This window comes from Breoghania sp. JC706, from assembly GCF_037026715.1.
Lineage (GTDB): Bacteria > Pseudomonadota > Alphaproteobacteria > Rhizobiales > Stappiaceae > Breoghania.
The window spans coordinates 549,551-571,584 of sequence record NZ_JBANCG010000002.1; the positions used below are offsets into that span (position 1 = coordinate 549,551).

The window sequence follows — 22,034 nt, forward strand, 5'->3', positions numbered from 1 at the left end:
CTGTGTAACTCACCTGACTCTGCTATAAGATGATTCCGCAGAAACGAGGATCAGGCGATGAATCTCAGCGTGAAGAGCGTACAACCTATCGATAATCCTCAGATAGATTTCGAAAGATATATTTCGCATAATATTGCTTCGAATATAGATCGATCAACGTTGCGCAGCTTGTACGGGGCGCTCAAGTCAAGGAATTGCATCCTTGTTGGCTTCAATGATTATACGAAGCACCTGATCAATGTGCTGCCGCATCGCGTTAGTAGGGTGATCGATTTAGATGAATCCTTTTGGGGAATCAGATTTCGCGAGTTTGAGGTGCGAGGACTCTCGGACATCGGAAAAACGGACACGCTTCTTTATGTGGATCCTCACCAGATGTATGCGGTTCAGCGCATGCTGAGCGACGTTTCGAGTTCCCCAGCGTTCCAGCAAATCATCATCTCGAATTTTCACAAGCTCGACATTTCAACGCCTTTGCCGCATTCGCGGCCTGAACGGCTCGGCGAACCCACGTCGATGATGGGTCCGGACACGTTAGGCCTTCTTCGGCAAGTTGCCTATCACGCTTTGCAGTTTCCGGGCGATATTGCGGAGATTGGAGTGTGGCAGGGGGGGAGCCTCTGGAATCTCATGCGGTTGATGGAGGACGGAAAGGATACGCGCTTTGTCCATGGGTTCGACGCGTTTGATGACTGGCCGCGTCATAATCCAGAAGCGATCATGTGTATAGACGAAATAGAGAAGCGGTTGGGATTCTATTCTGGTGGTTTCAAGCTTTATCGTGGGATGATTGAAAAGACCTTGTCGAGTTGCACCGCAAAAAAGCTTTGCTTCCTACATCTCGATATGGGTTATCGGGAAGAGATACTAGATTGGGCGATCCGGCTCATGTCTGAAGGTGGCGTGATACAGCTAGACAACTACGGACATGTGGCGTCGTGGTCCGCGAAATTCGATATGTATTTTGAAAGAAAGGGTATCCGTCTTATTCGAATGCCCTTTTCTTATCAGGCATTTGGATTGATATACCCTCAAGCGAAGAAACGGTAATTAAGGATTTAACGCGAGCAGAACTGATTTCGTCAATTTTCTAAAACCCCGCCGGAGAGGCGGGGTTTTTTATTTTTCTGGAGATCTCCGACATGCGAACGAGTGATCGCGGGCGGGCGTTTATCGCCGCGCACGAAGGGGTCGTGCTGCGCGCCTATCGGGATGTCGCCGGGGTGTGGACCATCGGCATCGGCCACACCGCACGTGCGGGCGGGCTGAAGCCTGTCGCCGGAATGACCATCACCAGGGCCGAGGCCGAGGCGCAGCTGAAGGCCGATCTCGCCGGGTTCGAGGCGCGTGTCGCGCGCACCGGCGCCTTTCGCGCGCAAGGTCCCTTCGATGGCGCGGTCTCCTTCGACTTCAACACCGGCCGCATCCACAACGCCTCCTGGGTGGCCCATTATCGCGCCGGCCTGTTCGCCCGCGCCGAAGCCTCGCTGATGAGCTGGGTGAAGGCCGGCGGGCGCTCCCGGCCGGGCCTGCGGCGGCGCCGGGAGGCGGAGGCGGAGCTGATCTTTCGCGGCCGCTACGATCTTTCCCCCGGCGGCGATGCGGCCAAGGGCGGCGGGGACAGTCAGGCGGCCGAACAGGCGACGGGCGAGGCGGAGCATGCCGCCGCCGGTGCGGCAGCGGCCGCCGAGCCGTCACGCGAGCGCGAGGAGGTGCTGGCCTTCCAGCGCCAGCTGAAGATCCTGAAATTCTATCGCGGCGCGCTCGACGGGCTTGCCGGGCCTCGGACGCGGGCCGCTGTGCGCGCCTTCCAGCGTGCCCACCCGAACCTTGCCGAGGACGGCCTCGTCGGGCCGGCGACGCGAGCCGCGCTTGAGCGTGCCGTCAACGCGCTCAAGCGCACGGGCGAAGTCGCCGGCCTGGCAACGGTCTCCGGCGCCGGGGCGGCGGCGCTCGACGCGACGGCTGGCGGCGGCTGGAGCGATCCTCTCGTCCTTGCCGGCTGCGTCGGGCTCGCGGTTTTCGTCTTTGCGGCGGGCCTCGTTGCCTGGCGCTATCGCGACGAGCTCCGGCTGCTGGCCGCGCGGCTCTGATCCGCCGTTGCCGGCCGCAACGCCTTCGCGCGCTAGCGCGAAAAGCCGCATCCACCATCCCCAACCCGGTTCATGCGAAGACGATGAGGAGTTTCCGATGGCCTTTCCGATTGCCGTTCTGCTGCCGATACTGGCCGAGGTCGGCGCGCCGCTCCTGAAACGGCTGATCGCCCGTCATGCGGGGGATACGGCAAGCGAGGCGGGGGCGGCCGTCATCGACGCGCTGGCCGCCCGCCTTCGCACGGACGCCACACCCGAGGCTGTGGCGGCGGCCTATCATGCCGACCCGGATGCGGCTGCCTCCGCGATCCGCGAGGTCGAGATCGAGCGGCGCGAGGACTGGGCGGACATGCTGGCCGACGTCAACGCCACCATGCGCGCGGAACAGGCAGCGCCGGGGCTGCTTTCGCGCATCTGGCGGCCGGTCTTCGGGCTTTTCTATGCGCTGGCCTTCGCAGCCCTTGCGCTCGCGCTGGTGCGCGCGCTGTGGCGGGGCGACACGGCGGCGATCAACGCGCTGGCCGGTATCTCCGGCTTTCTCATCGCGTTTTACGGCATGGGCGCCTCGGTGCTGGGTGTCTATGTCTGGCAGCGCTCGGCGGAAAAGAGGGCGGGGGCCGCGTGAGGCCGGCGTCCATTGCCGCGCTCCTTGCCGCATTCATTCATGTCGCGTTCACGCGTGTTCGGCTAGAAACGGCGATCATGAGTGGCACCCCGTACCCAACCCTCCGCAAAAGGCTCCTGATCGCCGCGCTCGGCCTCTTCGGCGCGGCGGCGTCGGCGGGCGGCGTGGCGGCGCAGTCGGGCCCTCCGGCCGATGGCCGGCCGGACGAGCCGATGATGGCGCAGTTCATGCCGCCGCCGCCCCCCGGCGGCGGACACGGCCCGCGCCGCTGCCTGCGTGGCGGAGAAATGCGCCGGGCCGTCAGCGATGGCGAGGCCCTGCCGCTTGGCGCGATCATGCGCCGGCTTGGCGGCGGCGAGATCGTGCGGGCCATGCTGTGCGAAACCCATCACGGGCTTGTCTATCGTGTCGCAGTGCTCAACGGTGCGCGGGTGGACGAGCTGGTCATCGACGCGCGTACCGGCGATATCCTGCGGCGAAGGTGACGGGCGCCTGCGGCGGCGGGAACGCGAAAGCCGGGCGAACCAACAAGAAGGAGATACGGCGTGCGACTGCTCGTTGTGGAAGACGATCCCGATCTCAACCGCCAGCTTGTGGAGGCCTTGCAGGAGGCCGGTTACGCGGTCGACACCGCCGAGGACGGCGAGGAGGGGCACTTCCTGGGCGATACGGAACCCTATGACGCGGTGGTGCTCGACATAGGCCTGCCGAAGATGGACGGTCTCACCGTTCTGGAGACGTGGCGGGCGGACGGGCGCACCATGCCGGTGCTGCTGCTGACCGCGCGCGACCGCTGGTCGGACAAGGTCGCGGGCATCGACGCGGGCGCCGACGACTATGTCGCCAAGCCCTTCCACATCGAGGAGGTGCTGGCGCGCCTGCGCGCGCTGCTGCGCCGGGCGGCGGGGCACGCGAGCAACGAGCTCGTCTGCGGCCCGATCCGCCTCGACACCCGCACCAGCCGGGTGACCAGCGACGGCACGCCGATCAAGCTCACCTCGCACGAATACCGCCTGCTCGCCTATCTGATGCACCACATGGGCCGCATCGTCTCGCGAACGGAACTGACCGAACACCTGTACGATCAGGATTTCGATCGCGATTCCAACACGATCGAGGTCTTCATCGGCCGCCTGCGCAAGAAGCTCGACACCGACGTGATCGAGACCGTGCGCGGCCTCGGCTACCGTCTCAATTCGCCAGATGGCGCGGTTGAGGGCGAGGACGCACCCGGCGGAGAGAGTGCCGCGCGGTGAAGCGGAAGCGCAACAAGTCCCTCGCGCTGCGCATGCTCGTCGCGGCGCTGGTCTTCTCCGGAGTGTCGCTGCTCATCGCCGGTCTGGTGCTCGTCCACGTCTACCGGCTGGCGAGCGAGCGCGCTTTCGACGAGCGCATCGACGTCTACGTGACGACGGTGATCGGCGCCCTTGCCGGGCTCGACCAGCAGGCCACGGACGAGGACGGGGATGCGGACGCGTCCGCAACGTCCCCCAACGGCGCAACCGACACCGACAGCACGCCCAAGGTCGCATCCGACCCCGCCTCATCCGACCCCGCCTCATCCGCGCGAGCCACCTCCGAGGCGTCGCCCCAGCCGGCGCCCTCGGCGTCTCCCGCTTCGCTGGAGCTGCCGGGCGAGCCGCGTTTCCGGCTGCCGCTTTCGGGCTGGTACTGGACGGTGCGCGATGCAGGGACGGGCGAAGTGCTCTATGCCTCCGCCTCGCTGCTTGGCGATGCGCTGTCGCTGCCGCCGGTTTCGGCGGCCGACGGCATCTGGCGCGGCTATGCCGGCGGGCCCGGTGGCGAATGGGTGCGCGCCAGCCAGCGCGTCATCGGTTTCGGCCCCGGCCGGCGCTATCTCATCGCGGTGGCGGGCGAGACCTCCGGCCTTCGCGAGGAAATCAAGGAATTCGCGGGCCAGGTCGCCATCACCCTGTCGGTCTTCGGTCTGGGCCTCATCGTCGCCGTGCTGCTGCAGGTGTGGATCGGCACCCGGCCGCTCAAGCGGCTGCGCGCTTCCTTCGCCGCCGTGCGCCGGGGCGATGCGGAGGAGATCGACGAGGATCTGCCGAGCGAGCTGGCGCCGCTCGCCATAGAGCTCAACGCGCTGATCGCGGCCAACAAGGAAACGGTGGAGCGCGCGCGCGGCCATGTCGGCAACCTGGCACACGGGTTGAAGACGCCGCTGTCGGTGATCACCAACGAGGCGCGCGCCGGGCACGGACCGCTTGCGGCGAAGGTGGCCGAACAGGCCGCCATCATGCGCACGCAGATCGATCACCATTTGGAGCGTGCCAGCATGGCGGCCCAGCGCCGCGTCATCGGCGTTGCGACGGAAGTCGCCCCGGTCGCCGAACGGCTGATGCGGGCGATGGGAAAGATCCACGACGAGCGCGATCTCGATCTGGTGTCCGACGTCCCCTCCGGCCTGCGATTCCGTGGCGAGCGGCAGGATCTGGAGGAGATGCTGGGCAATCTGCTCGACAATGCCTGCAAGTGGGCCGGCTCCACCGTGCGCCTGACCGTCAGCCAGCAGGAAGGCGCGAAGGCGGAACGGCCGGTTCTCGCGTTCCTGATTGCGGATGACGGTCCGGGACTGACCGAAGAGCAGCGCGAACTGGCGGTCAAGCGCGGCAAGCGGCTCGACGAGACGGTGCCGGGCAGCGGCCTCGGCCTTTCCATCGTTTCCGAGCTTGCCGGTCTTTATGGCGGGCGGTTGGTGCTGGAGGAGGCGGATCTCGGCGGACTGGCCGCGAGGCTGGAGCTTCCCGCGGCAACGGCGGACGCGTAGTGTCTGAGTGGTCCGGATTCGTGCGATCCGGGAGCGCGGGGTGTGGGGCGGCTCCTTGGGTATTCGGCCTACTTTGGCCACAAACCTGTGGAATTTCGCCAGCCGATCGTGACGATGCTTCCGTTTCGTTAACGGTGGCGGGGCTACCAGATTGAAGAAATCGGTCTCGGACGGGCGGCCGGCGGATCGCGAAAAGGCGGATCCCGGCCCCGATGTCCAGACCTGAGACGGGAAGCCCCCGCTCCCACTGGCGCGCGGGACTTCCGGCAAGTGAATGCGGGCGGGACCGTACGAGCGGAGAGCCTGCCCCTGGATGCGGCATTTGATGGGGACGAAAATGCGGATTTTGAAGGTTGCGGTAGTGGTCATCGCCGGTCTCGGCCTTGTCGGCTGCACCAATACGGGCCCGAAGGAGGGCATCGGTACGGTGGCCGGCGCGGTCGCTGGCGGTGTCATCGGCAGTCAGTTCGGCGCCGGTTCCGGCCAGGTGGCCGCGGCGGCGGCCGGTGCTGTCATCGGCGGTCTGCTCGGTCAGGAAATCGGCCGCTCGCTCGATGAGCAGGACCAGCAGAAGGCCTACAACGCCCAGTACCGGGCGCTGGAATACTCGCGCTCCGGCCAGCCGGTCGAGTGGCGTAACCCCGACAGCGGCCACTACGGCGAGGTCGTTCCCGGCCCCTCCTACCAGATCAACAGCGCCAACTGCCGCGACTACACCCACACGATCTACATCGACGGTCGTCCGGAAGTCGCCCGCGGCACCGCCTGCCGTCAGCCCGACGGCACCTGGCGTCCGGTGAACTGAGGGCGCCCCGTGAACTGAGGGCTCTCGGTGAACTGAGGACATCCGGCGAAGCCGGTCTCGCATCGGCGATATCCAGCGAAAGGGCGGCCCTCCGGGGCCGCCCTTTTTCGCGTTCGGGACACAGGTTCGCTGCGCCGGAAAGATCTCGTGCGCGCCCCGGCGTGCGACCGAGCGCCGGTACGCAAGGGCAGCCGTTAGATAAAACGCGGTTATCCTCGCGCGAGACAGTACCCTGCATTGGTCGTTTTTACGGTTAGCGAAAGCTTTAGTTAAAGGATCTGCGGCACTGTGGAAGGCGACACGGTCGGGGGAGCCTGTTTGCAGGCCTGCCCCCGGCCGGATGACGCGGAATAGTCGTCGCACCGCCACGGGTGTCCGGCGTTCGCTGAAACGCGAAACGGATGCTCGGGCGCAACGCCTGCAGGCAGCGCTCAGCCCCTTTGGGGGAGGGTGCCCTTGGCGTGTCGCCCTGGCGAACGACCGGCCTTGCGCGTCGTGAACAAACCGGCTTCGGACAGGGACATGGTCGACCATAGCCTCATGACGCTGAAGGTGCGCTCCTACCTCGGGGCGTTGTCGCGCAATGCGTGCGACATGCTGATCCGCAACCTGGAAGCCTCGCGCGAACGCGGCGACGTCGACCCGCAGGTCGAACTGATTCTGGAGGCGGCGCGCCCGCTCCTGCGCAAGCGCGCCAACAACGACCAGCCCCGCGCCCACCGCAAGAACCTCTTGAAACGCGCCATCTTCCTGCCGCTGGAGCCTTATCTCATCAGCGAGAAACTGCCGCGCAAACTGCCGGGCCGCATCTGCCGGTCGCGGCTGGAGGCCATGTGGCGCTGGGTCGAACGCGACGTGATGCCGGAGCGCCTTGCCGAGGCGCAGGCGCTGCTGGCGGAGGAGGATTACGACGCCGAGGTCGTCGGCCGCACCGCCGAGAAGCTGCGCGAAGTGATCGTGGCGGCGATCGGCGACGTGCTCGTGGAAGCGCGCGGTCCGGGCGTTGCGCGCCAGCGCGTCGCCTTCCGTGTCGGCGGCGATGACGTTCTGGTGGAACTGGAGGACATCTACGGCATCCTGAAGGCGGACGCCGTGCTGGAGGGCTTCACGGCGCACCTGCCGCCCGTGGTCACGCGGCGTTCCTTCGTGACCCGCGAGGCATCGGAGACCCGCAAGCAGGTGATCGATGCGCTGAAGGCGGTGGTGGAGGACCATCCCGATTACGTCAGCTGGCTTGCCGCGATCCTGCTGTGGCGCTGCGACGACCCGGCGCTTCTCGCCCGCATCGCCGGCGCGGCGACCGGCCTTTCCCAGCCGCAGGCCATTCATTCCGGTCCCTACAGCGCGATGGTGGACATCGCGCTCAGCGAATTGCGCCGTTATGCGCTGATGGCGGAGGAGGCGGTCGCCGATGCCGCGTCCGACGAGCCCGCACACGGGGTGGAGTGGCATTCGGAAGCCGTCGTGGTGGCCGTCTCACGCTATCACGATCAGTTGCGCGAGGTGCGCTCCGGCGTCGATCTGCGCGAGGTCATTGACTGGCGGCGCGAGATGCTCGACATCAACCGGCAGATGGCGGCGATCATCGACGGCCAGATCTGCGAGGCGCACCGCCATATCCACCGGGCGCTTCAGGTTCCGCAAGAGACCGAGGACGGGGCGATCCGGCTCGACGAGGCCGCCGCCGCAACCGCCTATCGCGCCTTGCGCATTCTCTACATCGCCTGCAAGAGCCCGGATCTTCTGGCCGTCTCCGAGCCGGTCAACAAGGCGCGCCGCGCGATCGAGCAGGTGCTCGACATCGCCAGCCGCAAGCTCGTCGACGAACTGCGCGTGTGCGTGGGCCCGCGCCGCGAGGCGTTGAAGGCGGCGCTGGACCGGGCGATCTCCTATGCGGCCATTGTCTTTGGCGACGACTATGTCGAGCTTCTGAAGAAGCGCCGCGCCAGCGTGATCGGCGACGAGCGGCGTCCGCTCGCCTCCTGAGAGCCTGGCCCGAAAATGGTATCGGGCTATGCGCTTTCGGCTATTCCCCCTCATGCCCCTCCACCGTCATTGCCCGGCGAAGTCCGGGCAATCCACCTCCAGCCGCAGCATTCGGGGCGCGCGCTGGATCACCCGGACTTCGCCGGGTGATGACGATGGAGGGGTATGAGGCGCGGAGAATTCGAGGCGAAGAACCGGCTATCATTTCCGGGCCAGGCTTCGAAAACGCGTGTCCGAATCGCAACGACCGTAAAGCCGGCGGCATGCCCTTCGCCAGCGATTGCCGTGACGCCCCCGTAGCGCGGGCCGTTATGGGGGGCCGCCACAAGACGGGTTGTTGAAACGACGCCCGTGTCGCATAAGAGGCGGCATCATCCTGCCGGGATGTGTCACGGGCAGCCGGGATGCCGTTACGGGCGACACATTGTCGCCACGCCATGCGGCAACGGATAGTGTAGAGCGGTTCTAAGTTGACTGGCTTCGAATTCGACCGCCCAATCCCGACGAAGGTCCCGTTTGGGACGATCCTGTCCGGCCCGGCCAACCGCAGGTTTTTGCGCGCATCATGATGATCTGGTTCCTGTTCGCCCTCCTGACCGTCGCCGCCGCGCTGGCGATTCTGGTACCGCTCGCTCGCCGCACGGCCGCGCGGGACAAGACGGCGGGCTTCCCCGAAGGCGAGGTTGCGGGCGGCGCGGAACACGGTCCCGACGTCGCCATCTACAAGGATCAGCTTGCCGAGATCGAACGCGATCTGGAACGCGGCGTCATGGAGCCGGAGGACGCCGAGGCCGCGCGGGCCGAGATCGCCCGCCGGCTGATCCGGGCCGCGCGTGCGGAGGAGGCCGAAGCGCCGGCAAACGCTTCCGGCGGCAACGGCCGCGCGCGCTTGGCCGCCGCTCTCGCGATCGTGATGCTGCCGCTCGTCTCGGTTTCGCTCTATCTCGCGCTCGGCTCGCCCTCCATGCCGGATGCGCCGCTCGCCGCCCGGGTGATGCCAACCGACGACGGCTTCCACCAGTTCCAGGATCTGGTTGCCAAGGTCGAGAAGCGTCTTGCCGAAAAGCCCGATGACGGCCTCGGCTGGGACGTGATCGCGCCGGCCTACATGCGCATGGGTCGTGCCGAGGATGCGGCCAAGGCCTACGCCAATGCCATCCGCCTTCTGGGAGAGAGCGCCCCGCGCCGCGCCAACCAGGGCGAGGCGATCGTCGCCGCCAACAACGGCGTGGTGACCGCGGATGCGCGCAAGGCTTTCGAGCGCGCCGTCGCGCTGGCGCCTGATATGGTCAAGCCGCGCTTCTATCTGGCGATGGGGCTCGGTCAGGAAGGCAAGAAGGAAGAAGCCATCGCCGCGTGGCAGGATCTGCTCAAGGGGGCAGACCCCAAGGCCCCGTGGGTTCCGATGGCGCAGGCGGAACTGCGCGAGCTGGGCGTGGCGACGCCGGGGGCTGCCTCCGGCCCGAACATGGCTGCCGGCGCGCCGCAGGCGCCGCAAGCGCAACTGAGCGGGCCGAGCGCTGCCGATGTGAAGGCGGCCGGCGAAATGTCGGACCAGGACCGTCAGGCGATGATCCGCGGCATGGTCTCCCAGCTCGACGAGCGGCTGAAGGCGGAAGGCGGCAGCGCGGAGGAATGGGCGCGGCTGGTGCGCGCCTTCGTGGTTCTGGGCGAGCGCGATCAGGCGATCGACGCGGTGAAACGGGCGCGGGCCAATCTGAAGGGCAACGCGCAGGGGCTCACCACCATCGATGCGGTGGCAGAACAGCTCGGACTTGGCGCCTGAAGTGGCCTATTGGCGGGCTGGCCTTATCGCGGATAGCGCGCGATCCTATTTGACGAGAGACGGCGGCACGAGCGACGGGCCGCACGAACGAGGACGAAGAGCATGGCGATGACCCGCAAGCAGCGGCGGCTGTCGATGATCGGCGGCGCGGGGGCGGTCCTGGCGGTTGCGGCCGGGTTGATCCTCTATGCGCTGAACGACGAGATCGTCTTCTTCCAGTCGCCGAGCGACGTGGCCGAGCACACGATCCCGCACGGCCAGCGCATCCGGCTCGGCGGGCTTGTGAAGGACGGGTCCATCGACCGGCAGGGCGAGACGGTGCGTTTCGTCGTCACCGACGGCGCGGCCGATCTCGCCGCGACCTACACCGGCATCCTGCCCGACCTTTTCCGTGAGGGGCAGGGCGTGGTGGCCGAGGGTTCGGTCGGCGACGACGGCATCTTCCACGCCGACACGGTGCTCGCCAAGCACGACGAGAACTACATGCCGAAGGAAGTCGTGGAGGCGCTGAAGGAGCGCGGCGAATGGCAGATGGGGGCAGAAAACCCCAAGGCCAAGGGCGCGCCGGCGGCCGACAAGACCAGCCAGGCCGAGCCTCCGGCTGCGCCGGAAAGCCGGACGAACTGACGATTTGATGCGCCACGCGCGGCGCGGCGCGGGAGTTGCGGGAACCGGGAGGGGCGTCTCGAAGGACGGGCAGCCCGGCGAACCGGGACTGCCGACGAAGGCGCACCGGCGGTAAACCGCGCGACAGAACGAGCGGACCGCAATCCCGGGGGCGGGAACAGGAGAGGGAAGAGATGATCGTCGAACTCGGCCACTTCGCACTGGTTCTGGCGCTGGCGGTTTCGATCGTGCAGTCGGTCGTGCCCGTCTGGGGCGCGCGGACGCGCGACGAGCGGCTGATGGCGGTTGCAGCGCCGGTCGCCGGCGTGCAGTTCCTGATGGTGGGGCTCGCCTTCGCGGCGCTCACCTCCGCCTATCTCACCTCCGACTTCTCCGTCCTAAACGTGTGGCAGAACTCCCATTCCGACAAGCCGATCCTCTACCGGATCTCCGGCGTGTGGGGGAACCACGAAGGCTCGATGCTGCTGTGGGTGCTGATCCTGTCGCTGTTCGGCGCGCTGGTCGCCGCCTTCGGACGCACCATGCCGGCGACGCTGAAGGCCAACGTACTCGGCGTTCAGGGCTGGATCTCGCTCGCTTTCCTCGCCTTCATCCTGTTCACCTCCAATCCCTTCATCCGCATTCCCAACCCGCCGATGGAGGGGCAGGATCTCAACCCGATCCTTCAGGACCCGGGCCTCGCCATCCACCCGCCGCTGCTGTATCTCGGCTATGTCGGCTTCTCCATCACCTTTTCGTTCGCCGCCGCCGCTCTTCTCGACGGGCGCATCGATGCCGCTTGGGCGCGATGGGTCCGGCCGTGGATCCTGATCGCCTGGATCTTCCTCACGCTCGGCATCGCCATGGGCTCCTACTGGGCCTATTACGAGCTCGGCTGGGGCGGCTTCTGGTTCTGGGATCCGGTGGAGAACGCCTCTTTCATGCCGTGGCTCGCCGGCACCGCGCTGCTGCATTCCGCACTTGTCATGGAAAAGCGCGACGCGCTGAAGGTCTGGACGGTGCTGCTCGCCATTCTCACCTTCTCGCTGTCGCTCTTGGGCACCTTCCTGGTGCGCTCCGGCGTGCTGACCTCGGTGCATGCGTTCGCGACCGATCCCTCGCGCGGCGTGTTCATCCTTGCGATCCTTGCGATCTTCATCGGCGGCTCGCTGTCGCTCTACGCCTGGCGCGCGCCGCTATTGAAGCAGGGCGGCATCTTCGCGCCGATCAGCCGCGAGGGCGCGCTGATCCTCAACAACCTGTTCCTGACGGCGGCCTGCGCGGCGGTGCTCGTCGGCACGCTCTATCCGCTGGCGCTGGACGTGACCACCGGCGACAAGATCTCCGTCGGCGCGCCGTTCTTCAACATGACCTTTGGGCCGCTGATGATCCCGCTGATGGTGGCCATTCCCTTCGGCCCGTTCCTGGCCTGGAAGCGCGGCGATCTGCTGGGCGCCGCCCAGCGGCTGATGCTGGCCTTCGGCCTTGCCATCGTCATCGCGCTTGGCGTTGCGTGGGTGCAGGGGGCGGCGAACGTCATGGCGCCGATCGGCATCGGCATCGCCGCGTGGGTGATGATCGGGGCGATCTCGGAAGTCGTATGGCGGGTGAAGCTCGGCCGCATTCCGCTCGGCCATTCCCTGTCGCGCGCCGCCGGTCTGCCGCGCTCCTCGTGGGGTACGATGCTCGGTCATTTCGGCATGGGCGCGACCATGCTCGGCATCGTCGCCACCACCGCCTGGCAGCAGGAGCTGATCACCGTGATGCAGCCGGGCGAGACCAAGTCGATCGCCGGCTACGAGCTGACCTTCGAGGGTCTGACCCCATCGACCGGTTCCAATTACCGAGAGGATATCGGCCACTTCACCCTGCGCCGTGGCGGCGTGGAGCTCGCCGCGATGACGCCTTCCAAGCGCTTCTACATGGCGCGCCAGATGCCGACGACGGAATCGGCGATCCGCACCTTCGGTTTCAGTCAGGTCTACGTGTCGCTCGGCGATGCAAAGGACGGCGGTGCCGTGGTGATGCGCGCCTATTACAAACCGCTGGTGACGCTGATCTGGCTCGGGGCCGTGGTCATGGTCATCGGCGGTCTTTTCTCCTTGAGCGACCGCCGGCTGCGCGTTGGCGCGCCGCGTCGTGCGCACCATGCCGCAGCGGCAACACCTGCTGAGTAGTCTATTGCTTTTGGAAGGCGTCGATTATGAGTTCAAGGAATTTCCAGATGCGCCGTCTTTGCCTCGCCGTCCTGGCAGCTTTTCTCCTGTGCGGCGCCGGTGCAGGCGGCGTCTCCCTCATTGCCGCCACACCGGCCTTCGCCGTTCAGCCGGACGAGATGCTGAAGGACCCGAAACTGGAAGCGCGGGCCCGCGAGATCTCCGAAGGCCTGCGCTGCATGGTCTGCCAGAACGAGTCCATCGACGAATCCAACGCCGATCTCGCGCGCGACCTGCGGCTTCTGGTGCGCGAGCGCCTGAAGGCCGGCGATACCGACGACGAGGTGCGCGATTATCTGGTGGCCCGCTACGGTGAGTTCGTGCTGCTGAAGCCGCGTTTCGAGACGAAGACGTTCATCCTGTGGTTCGCACCGCTCATCGCGCTGGTTCTCGGTGCGCTGGTGATGTTCGTCAGCTACCGCCGCAGAAAGCAGAACGCAGGCAACGCCCCCGGCGCGACGCCGCTCGACGAGGCCGAGAAGGCGGAGCTGAAGCGGATCATGGGGGAGGGGTGAGGGCCCCTTGTGATGAACTGCGCTCGGGCGACAACGCCTGATAACACGCCTGTCAGGGAATAGACGTCGTGGGTGTTGTCTTGCGCAGAACGTCCCACGGAAAGATGTCATTCACGCAGGCGGGAATCCAGCATTCCAGAGACGGCGCGTCCTTGTTCCTTGCGTTGAATCCTGTGGTTACTGGATCCCCGCCTTCGCGGTGATGACAACCGCGAGAGCGGCGGGCGGGTGGGCAATCGTGCTCCCGGCATTGTCGCCAGTGTGACTTTATTCCAGCGTGACCTTGCCGGTGACGCCAGAGCGCTTTCCGTTCAGACGAAACTGTCTGAACGACAATTAACCTCGCCAGATCAATGCTTTGAGCATCTTCCGACCAGATTGCCCCAATCTGGTCGGAATAGGCTCAAGCGTGCCTTTCTCCCACATTACCAATGTTTAATCCGCCCGAAAGGCGTCTGTAATCCGGCCTGCCCCATATTGAGCATCAAGAACGGAGCGAAACGACACGGACCTCCACCCGTTTCGTTTCCGTCCCCCAGATCTCACATATCGGAGTACGCCAACGATGACTGCTGAAAACGACAAGAAGGCCCCCTCCGGCATCCTGCGCACGCGCCGCTCCAAGCTGATGGCCGGCGCGCTTGCTCTGGCTCTGGTCGGTGGCTTCACCGCACAGACGATGATCCCGGGCCAGTTCGCGCTTGCCGATCCCGTTCATGTGCAAAATGCCGGCCCCGCCGACTTCACCGGCGTCGTCAAGGCCGTGCAGCCGGCCGTGGTCTCCGTGATCGTGCGCTCCGAGGTGAAGCCGGTCGCCGACAACGAGATGCAGGGCTGGAGCTTCGGCTTCGGCGGCGATGTGCCGGACTTTTTCCGCAATCTGCCGCCCAACCACCCCTTCAAGCGTTTCTGGAACGATCGTCGGGGCAACCACCCCGACACCCCCCACAAGAAGCGCTACGGCATGGCGCAGGGCTCGGGCTTCTTCATCTCCGATGACGGCTACATCGTCACCAACCAGCACGTGGTGGAAGGTGGCGACAAGTTCACCGTGAAGATGGACGACGGCACCGAATACGACGCCAAGCTGATCGGCGCCGACGAGCGCACCGATCTGGCGCTGCTGAAGGTTGACGGCAAGGGCCACACCTTCACCTATGTCGACTTCGCAAACGACACGCCGCAGGTCGGCGAATGGGTCGTGGCGGTCGGCAACCCCTTCGGCCTCGGCGGATCGGTGACGGCGGGCATCGTGTCGGCCCGCGGCCGTGATATCGGGGCCGGCCCCTACGACGACTTCATCCAGATCGACGCCCCCATCAACCGCGGCAATTCCGGCGGCCCGGCCTTCAACACCAGGGGGGAGGTCATCGGCATCAACGCGGCGATCTATTCGCCGTCTGGCGGCAATGTCGGCATCGCTTTCGCCATTCCCGCCGATACCGCCAAGCAGGTGATCAACGAACTCAAGAACGACGGCCACGTGGTGCGCGGCTGGCTCGGCGTGCAGATCCAGCCTGTCTCCCAGGACATCGCCGACAGCCTCGGCCTGAAAAAGGCGGAAGGTGCGCTGGTCGCCAACCCGACCGACACCAGCCCCGCGGAGGAAGCCGGCATCAAGACCGGCGATGCGATCCTCTCCGTTGACGGCAAGCCGGTGAAGGGGCCGCGCGAACTCGCCAAGATGATCGCCGGCTATGAGCCGGGCGCCAAGGTTGACGTCAAGATCTGGCGCGACGGCGCGGAAAAGACGGTGACCGTCAAGCTTGGAAAGATGCCGGACAAGCAGCAGGTCGCCTCCGCCGACAGCGGTGATGACACGCAGGGTACCGTCGCAGCGCTTGGCCTTGAGCTCGCCAATGCCCGCGATGCCGGGCTCGATACCGACGGCGTTGTGATCGGCTCGGTCGATCCGGATGGCCCGGCGGCCAGCAAGGGCCTTCAGGCCGGCGATGTCATCCTGGAGGCCGGCGGCGCCAAGGTCGAGACGCCGCAGGACGTGGCCAAGCAGGCGGAAGCCGCCCGCAAGGATGGCCGCAAGGCGCTTCTGCTGCGCGTCCAGCACAACGACAACATGCGCTTCGTGGCGCTGTCGCTGGACAAGAAGGACGGCTGAGGCCGGACTTCGCTGAATTCCGCCGGACGGATGATTTCATGTCGCCCCCGACATTCGTCCCGGCGGAGCAGCGGCGGCGGGCCTCCCGGTCCGCCGCCGCCTGTTTTTTGGGGCCCTCCAGCGTCATCCCGGGCGCGCTGCAACGTGCAACGTTGCGGCGCAGACCCGGGACCTCGAGCGGCATATGCCGGAGGGAAGATCCCGGATCTGCGAAGCGGCACTTCGCGCCGCATCGCGTCCGGGCTGACGCCGCAGAGAGTTCGGTGATGTGCCGAACAAGCGACGATCTCCCCCTGAAAGCGCCCCAACGATACGCCACAACCTTCACGCGGCTTGTTATAAGATGTCCCTCATGCGGATTCTCATCATCGAAGACGACCAGGAGGCGGCCGCCTATCTGGTCAAGGCCCTGAAGGAAGCCGGTCACGTGGCCGATCATGCCGGCGACGGCGAGACGGGCCACGCCATGGCGTCCTCCGCCGACTATGACGTGCTGGTGGTCGACCGGATGCTGCCCCGGCGCGACGGGCTCGCCGTCATCGAGGCGCTGAAGCAGGAAGGCGACCAGACGCCGATCCTGATCCTGTCGGCGCTCGGCCAGGTGGATGACCGGGTGAAGGGCCTGAGGGCGGGCGGCGACGACTACCTGCCCAAGCCCTATTCCTTCTCCGAACTGCTGGCCCGGGTGGAGGCGCTGGGCCGGCGCAACCGGCCGGCGGATGCGGAGACGACGTTCAAGGTCGGCGATCTGGAACTCGACCGGCTCGCCCATTCCGCCACCCGCGCCGGCCAGCCCGTCGTCCTGCAGCCGCGCGAATTCCGGCTGCTGGAATACCTGATGAAGCACGCCGGTCAGGTCGTCACCCGCACCATGCTCCTGGAGAACGTCTGGGACTATCACTTCGATCCGCAGACCAATGTCATTGATGTCCACATTTCGCGGCTTCGCGCGAAGATCGACAAGGGGTTCGAGCGGCCGCTCCTCCACACCATCCGTGGCGCGGGGTACACGATTCGTGACGACGCTCGGTAAGCTCGTCCGCACGACGGCCTTCAAGCTCTCGGTCGTCTACCTGGCGGCCTTTGCGATCTTTTCGGTGTTGCTGGTGGTCTATATCGGCCACACCACCCAGCGCATGATGAGCGAGCAGATCAACGAGACGATCGAGGCGGAGGTCAAGGGTCTCGGCGAGCAATACGCCCAGGGCGGCATCCGCCGGCTGATCGACGTGGTGGAACGGCGCGGCCGGCAGCCGGGCGCGAGCCTTTATCTCGTCACCGACTATTCGGGCGACTTCATCGCCGGCAACATCGCCAAGCTCGAAGGCAGCATGCCGCGCGATCCGGAAGTGCCGATCCAGATCGTGCACTATCTGAGAAACGCCACGGATGCGCAGCCGCAGGAGGCGGCCGTTCGCGTCTTCGTTCTCCCCAACGGCTTCCACATCCTGATCGGCCGCGACATGAGCGAGGGCAAGCGCTTTCGCGAGGTGATCGGCTCCGCGCTCAGAATCACGATCGCCGTGGTTGGCGTGCTGGCGGTGCTGAGCTGGCTCTTCGTCGGCCGCCGCGTCCTGCGCCGCATCGATGCTGTGTCGGACACGGGACGGCGCATCATGGAAGGCGATCTCTCCCGCCGCCTGCACGTGACCGGTTCGGGCGACGAGATCGACCGGCTGGCGGAAAACGTCAACGCCATGCTGGAGCGCATCGAGCTCTTGATGCAGGGGCTGAAGGACGTTTCCGACAACATCGCCCACGACCTGAAGACGCCGCTGACCCGGCTCAGGAACCGGGTGGAGGCGGCGCTGCGCGAGGAGCCTTCCGTTGAGGGTTACCGCGATGCGCTTGAGGCGACCATCGAGGAGAGCGACCAACTGATCCGCATCTTCAACGCGCTGCTGAAGATCGCGCGGGTGGAGGCGGGCTCGCCGGACGAGGGCATGGAGCGGGTGGACGCCTGCGAGATCGCGCGCGAGATGGCCGAACTCTACGAGCCGGTCGCCGAGGATGACGGCGTGACGTTCACCGCCGATATCTGCGATCATGCTCCGGTCGAGGGGTCGCGCGAACTGATCGCCCAGGCGCTCGCCAATCTCGTCGACAACGCGCTGAAATACGGCTTGCTGGCGATGCGGGAGGACGATGGACGCGAGAAGCTGCACATCGCCCTGAATGTCGCTTGCGGCGGCGACGAGGTGGTGATGACGGTCGCCGACAACGGTCCGGGCATTCCGGAAAAGGATCACGAGCGGGTGCTGCGCCGGTTTGTCAGGTTGGAGGAAAGCCGGACCGCGCCGGGCTCCGGCCTCGGCCTGTCGCTGGTACAGGCAGTCGCCCATCTCCACCGCGGCAAGCTGGAACTCGCCGACAACGCGCCGGGGCTGATAGCGCGGTTGCGGTTGCCGAAAGCGGGGTGAGAGCGATCGGATGAATTCCGCGATACGCTTCCGCCGAACCGTGAGCAGATCTAGCGCTCGCCGGGAAATGTGGAGTAGACGCGCCGGAGCCTCGGATCGTCCAGAATGCTTGCCGGGGTGATGATCTCGGTGTCGAGGATCCGCTGCCAGCAGGCCTCGATCCCAGCACTCGCGCTGCTCTTGCAGTCCGGATTGTTCCGCCACTCGTGAAGAAACACCGCCCGGCCTTCCGGCGTATCGGCCCCGAGGTCGCGCAGGCGCCGGAATTTGCCGAGCTCGACTCCAGCCTCGGCATAGGCCGTCCAGACGAGCTCCGCGTCGTAGAATGCCGATGTTTCCCGCCGGAAGAACGGGTCGTAGGGTTTCATGTAGTGGTGGTCGTATGCTGCCTTGATGGCGGGATGGTTTTCGTGCGCGGGGTGTTCAAGTCCCTCCAAGCGATAGACGGCGTAGTGCCCCCCGCTCCCGCGCGCGACGAAATCCTCGATATCGGCTTCGAACACGCCCTCCTGCGGTGTGGCGTCGATGACATAGGGCCCGCCGCCGGTGTTGCGCATGATGCCGATATGCGTCAGGCGGCTGCCCGTCGCCTTTTTCAGAAAGGTCGCCAGAGGGCCCGTTGTTTCCAGGACGACGAGATCCCCGCTTTCCAGCCCCTGCCATATCTCGTCGGCGGTGGCGGGAGAAAGAGGGGCGAGGGCGAGGGAGCAGACAAGAAACAGCCTTCTCAAATGAATTTCCAATCGCATTGCAATGTTCGCCTTGTCGTTGAAAAACGGTCGACTTTGGGATGGGCCGGAGATGCGGGCCCGCAGGCCGGGGTATGAAACCGCATGCGGTGGGCTCGTTCAAGCGCAACGGGGGGAATGACAGGCCGGGCGTGCGGCTTCAACAAGACAGCGGCGGCCTTCCGTCAGGGATGACAGCGCCCGTCGAAACTGGCAAACGGGGTGGCAACAAAGCACAAGGGTGGAGAGAGCCTCATGAACTGGGCGGCGGGCGGCGAGGACGCAACGGTGGTGGCCGCGATCGAGGCGATGCGCGGCGGCGGGCCCCTGGCCGAGCGCATCGACATCGTGCCTGAGATCCCCGACGGCGGTCCCAACGGTGATGTGATCGATGATCTCGTGGAGCGGGCGGGCGAGGGAGGTAAGCGGTTGCGGGCCGTTCTCGGGCGCGAGGACGCGTTGCCTTCGTTCCTTTCCGGCGTCTTCGCCAACGCGCCTTACCTGCGCGATCTCGCCATGGCCGAGCCGGACCGTCTGACGCGAATTCTGGAGAGCGATCCGGCCGACTTCGTGCTTGGCCTGCTCGATGAGGTGCGCGGGCTCAGGCCCGAAAGCGAGGCCGCCCTTGAACACGATCTGCGCCGCGCCAAGGCCGAGGCAGCCCTTGCGGTCGCGCTCGCCGATCTTTCCGGCGCCTGGCCGCTGGAGCCGGTTACCGCCTCGCTCACCGCGCTTGCCGATGCAGCACTTGATGCCGCGATCCGCTTCCTGCTGACCGAGCTTGCCGGAAAGGGCAAGTTCGCGCCCGTCGACCCGCAGGACCCCGCGAAGGACAGCGGCTGGATCGTGCTCGCCATGGGCAAGCATGGCGCGGGGGAGCTGAACTATTCCTCCGATATTGACCTGATCGTGCTCTACGACCCGCATGTGGCGCCGATGGCGGCGGGGGCGGAGGCGCCGGTGGAATTCGTGCGGCTCACCAAGCGGCTCGTGAAAATCATGCAGGAGCGCACCGCCGACGGCTACGTGTTCCGCACCGACCTGCGCCTGCGTCCCGACCCGGGGGCAACGCCCATCGCGATGAGCGTTCCCGCCGCGCTGATCTATTACGAGAGCATGGGGCAGAACTGGGAGCGGGCGGCGCTGATCAAGGCGCGCCCCTGTGCCGGCGACATCAAGGCGGGGCAGAGCTTCCTGCACGAGATCTCGCCCTTCATCTGGCGCAAGCATCTCGATTTTGCGGCGATCGCCGATGTCCACTCCATCAAGCGCCAGATCAATGCCCACAAGGGGCACGGGGCGATCGCGGTTGCCGGGCACAACGTCAAGCTCGGGCGCGGCGGCATTCGCGAGATCGAGTTCTTCGTCCAGACCCAGCAGCTTATCGCCGGTGGGCGCAACCCGAGGCTTCGCAGCCGGCGTACGCTGGAGATGCTGGGGCGGCTGCGGGCCGAGGGCTGGGTGGACGACGAGGCACGCGCCGAACTCGACGAGGCCTACCGCTTCCTGCGCTGCGTCGAGCACCGCATCCAGATGGTCAACGACGAGCAGACCCACACCCTGCCGGAGACGGACGAGGGCGTGATGCGCATCGCGGCGCTGATGGGATTTGCGGACGTTGAGGGCTTCGGCGATGCCTTGCGTGCCCGGCTGAAGATCGTCCAGAAGCATTATGCCGATCTCTTCGAGGCTGAACCCGAACTCTCGTCGGAGCTGGGCAATTTGGTCTTCACCGGCGACGATGACGATCCCGACACGCTGGAGACGCTGTCGCGCATTGGCTTCAAGCGGCCGCTGGATGCGATCCGCATCATCAAGGCCTGGCATTTCGGCCGCTATCCCGCGACCCGGTCCGCCAAGGCGCGCGAGCGGCTGACCGAACTCCACCCCGTCCTCATCGATGCGCTCGGGCGCACCACCAACGCCGACGCCGCGCTGATGGCCTTCGACCGGTTTCTGTCGCGGCTGCCGGCCGGCGTGCCACTTTTTTCGCTGCTGCACGCCAATCCGCAACTTCTGTCGCTGCTCGCCACCATCATGGGCGAGGCGCCACGCATGTCGGAGATCGTTTCCCAGCGCGCCAGCGTGCTCGATGCGATCCTTGACCCGAGTTTCTACGAGGACATGCCGCGTGAGGCCGATTTCGCCGAGCGGCTGGAGACGACGCTTGCCCAGGCGCGCTCCTACGAGGATGCGCTCGACCGCGCGCGCATCTTCGGCCAGGAGCAGATGTTCCTGATCGGCGTGCGCCTGCTGTCGGACACGCTCAACCCGGGTCAGGCGGGCCGCGCCTATTCAAGGCTCGCTCGCGTGCTGGTTCGTGCGCTTCTTGTGCGCGCCGCCGATCATCTGGCGGGAGCCTCCGGTCGGGTGCCGGGCGGCGAGGTGGCGGTACTTGCCATGGGCAAGCTCGGCGGTCTGGAGATGACGCCGACCTCCGACCTCGACATGATCCTGCTTTATGACTTCCCCGATGAGGTGACGGCCTCGGACGGCGCGCGGCCGCTTTCCTCCTCGCAATACTACATGCGGCTCACGCAGCGTCTGGTTTCGGCGATATCCGCGCCGACGGCTGAGGGCACGCTTTACGAGGTCGATTTCAGGCTCAGGCCCTCTGGCAATGCCGGGCCGCTTGCGACGCGCCTGTCGTCATTCGCCGTCTATCAGGCGGAAAACGCGTGGACCTGGGAGCACATGGCACTGACGCGGGCCGACGTGATTGCCGGCGATGAAGGGCTTGCTGAGAAGGTGCGCAAGGTCATCAGCGAGATTCTGTGTCGGCCGCGCGACGACGCTGCGTTGCGCGCCGATGTCGCCGACATGCGTGCGCGGATCGAGGCGGAGAAGGGCACCAGCGACATCTGGGCGCTGAAGACGGTGGCCGGCGGCATCATCGACATCGAGTTCATCGCCCAGTACCTGCAGCTGGCCCATGCCGCGGCACATCCGCAAATCCTGTCGCAGACAACGGAGACGGCGCTGACGCGTTCTGCGGAGGCGGGCGTGCTTGCGATCGGCGATGCGGAGGTCCTTGTTCCCGCCATCCGGCTCTACCACACACTGACCCAGATCCTGCGGCTGTCGGTCGGCGAGGGATTCGACCGCGAGGCCGCTCCGGCGGGCGTTCTGGAACTGATCGCCCGTTCCGCGCACCAGGCCGATTTCGAGCGACTGGAAGCCCACGTCGCGGAAACACAGAGTGCGGTTCGGCAAACTTTTGAAAAGATTATCGGTCCAATAAAATTGAAGGAAACACAAGAAAAGGAAAGATGAAGGCGCGGTTCATCCAGGGTTCAGCCGGCCGATGTCATGTTGCAGCCATACCAGGCATCGAGGATGTCGATGCA

At 66.0% G+C, this 22,034-nt stretch carries 17 protein-coding genes; 16 read left to right on the forward strand and 1 reads right to left on the reverse strand.

Annotation, left to right across the window (positions count from 1 at the left end):
- The first annotated feature begins 57 nt into the window (after window positions 1–57).
- The 15 genes from V2L18_RS05655 to V2L18_RS05725 all read left to right on the forward strand — a co-directional run bounded on the left by V2L18_RS05655 (window position 58) and on the right by V2L18_RS05725 (window position 17,959).
- Window positions 58–1,050 carry a TylF/MycF/NovP-related O-methyltransferase gene (locus V2L18_RS05655; protein ID WP_336176886.1) on the forward strand — a complete coding sequence of 331 codons (993 nt, stop codon included), beginning with the start codon at window positions 58–60 and terminating at the stop codon, window positions 1,048–1,050.
- 92 nt (window positions 1,051–1,142) lie between these two features.
- Entirely contained in the window at window positions 1,143–2,093 is a 951-nt protein-coding gene (locus V2L18_RS05660) for a peptidoglycan-binding protein (protein ID WP_336176888.1), read from the forward strand.
- A gap of 97 nt (window positions 2,094–2,190) precedes the next feature.
- A complete protein-coding gene (locus V2L18_RS05665; protein ID WP_336176890.1) occupies window positions 2,191–2,718 on the forward strand; it encodes a 3TM-type holin in 528 nt (175 codons plus the stop codon).
- 77 nt (window positions 2,719–2,795) lie between these two features.
- Window positions 2,796–3,203, forward strand: coding sequence for a hypothetical protein (locus V2L18_RS05670; RefSeq protein WP_336176892.1), 408 nt, complete (start codon window positions 2,796–2,798; stop codon window positions 3,201–3,203).
- Between the two features lie 60 nt (window positions 3,204–3,263).
- A complete protein-coding gene (locus V2L18_RS05675; RefSeq protein ID WP_336176894.1) occupies window positions 3,264–3,974 on the forward strand; it encodes a response regulator transcription factor in 711 nt (236 codons plus the stop codon).
- Window positions 3,971–5,509 (forward strand): ATP-binding protein, encoded by a 1,539-nt coding sequence (locus V2L18_RS05680; RefSeq protein ID WP_336176896.1) that lies wholly within the window; start codon window positions 3,971–3,973, stop codon window positions 5,507–5,509. Before V2L18_RS05675 ends, V2L18_RS05680 begins: the two co-directional genes overlap by 4 nt.
- A gap of 337 nt (window positions 5,510–5,846) precedes the next feature.
- Window positions 5,847–6,314 carry an RT0821/Lpp0805 family surface protein gene (locus V2L18_RS05685; RefSeq protein ID WP_336176897.1) on the forward strand — a complete coding sequence of 156 codons (468 nt, stop codon included), beginning with the start codon at window positions 5,847–5,849 and terminating at the stop codon, window positions 6,312–6,314.
- A gap of 522 nt (window positions 6,315–6,836) precedes the next feature.
- Window positions 6,837–8,300, forward strand: a complete 1,464-nt coding sequence (locus V2L18_RS05690; RefSeq protein ID WP_336176898.1) for a hypothetical protein — start codon at window positions 6,837–6,839, stop codon at window positions 8,298–8,300.
- A 565-nt stretch (window positions 8,301–8,865) separates the two neighbouring features.
- A complete protein-coding gene (gene ccmI, locus V2L18_RS05695) occupies window positions 8,866–10,086 on the forward strand; it encodes a c-type cytochrome biogenesis protein CcmI (protein ID WP_336176899.1) in 1,221 nt (406 codons plus the stop codon).
- A gap of 108 nt (window positions 10,087–10,194) precedes the next feature.
- The gene (gene ccmE, locus V2L18_RS05700) at window positions 10,195–10,713 is read left to right on the forward strand and encodes a cytochrome c maturation protein CcmE (protein ID WP_336177021.1); all 519 of its coding nucleotides are present in this window, start codon (window positions 10,195–10,197) and stop codon (window positions 10,711–10,713) included.
- Between the two features lie 173 nt (window positions 10,714–10,886).
- Window positions 10,887–12,869, forward strand: coding sequence for a heme lyase CcmF/NrfE family subunit (locus V2L18_RS05705; RefSeq protein ID WP_336176901.1), 1,983 nt, complete (start codon window positions 10,887–10,889; stop codon window positions 12,867–12,869).
- A 47-nt stretch (window positions 12,870–12,916) separates the two neighbouring features.
- Complete coding sequence (locus V2L18_RS05710; protein WP_336176903.1) at window positions 12,917–13,423, forward strand: cytochrome c-type biogenesis protein; 507 nt, start codon at window positions 12,917–12,919, stop codon at window positions 13,421–13,423.
- Between the two features lie 565 nt (window positions 13,424–13,988).
- Window positions 13,989–15,539: a Do family serine endopeptidase gene (locus V2L18_RS05715; RefSeq protein ID WP_336176904.1), complete on the forward strand. Its 1,551-nt coding sequence runs from the start codon at window positions 13,989–13,991 to the stop codon at window positions 15,537–15,539.
- A 352-nt stretch (window positions 15,540–15,891) separates the two neighbouring features.
- Complete coding sequence (locus V2L18_RS05720) at window positions 15,892–16,572, forward strand: response regulator transcription factor (protein WP_336176905.1); 681 nt, start codon at window positions 15,892–15,894, stop codon at window positions 16,570–16,572.
- Complete coding sequence (locus tag V2L18_RS05725) at window positions 16,556–17,959, forward strand: HAMP domain-containing sensor histidine kinase (RefSeq protein ID WP_336176906.1); 1,404 nt, start codon at window positions 16,556–16,558, stop codon at window positions 17,957–17,959. Before V2L18_RS05720 ends, V2L18_RS05725 begins: the two co-directional genes overlap by 17 nt.
- Before the next feature lie 50 nt (window positions 17,960–18,009).
- Here the strand turns inward: V2L18_RS05725 and V2L18_RS05730 are convergent, their stop codons facing one another.
- On the reverse strand, window positions 18,010–18,690 hold the full coding sequence (locus V2L18_RS05730) for a YiiX/YebB-like N1pC/P60 family cysteine hydrolase (protein ID WP_336176907.1): 681 nt from the start codon (window positions 18,688–18,690) through the stop codon (window positions 18,010–18,012).
- A 252-nt stretch (window positions 18,691–18,942) separates the two neighbouring features.
- Between V2L18_RS05730 and V2L18_RS05735 the strand changes: the two genes are divergently transcribed.
- Window positions 18,943–21,960 carry a bifunctional [glutamine synthetase] adenylyltransferase/[glutamine synthetase]-adenylyl-L-tyrosine phosphorylase gene (locus V2L18_RS05735; protein ID WP_336176909.1) on the forward strand — a complete coding sequence of 1,006 codons (3,018 nt, stop codon included), beginning with the start codon at window positions 18,943–18,945 and terminating at the stop codon, window positions 21,958–21,960.
- Window positions 21,961–22,034 lie beyond the last annotated feature (74 nt).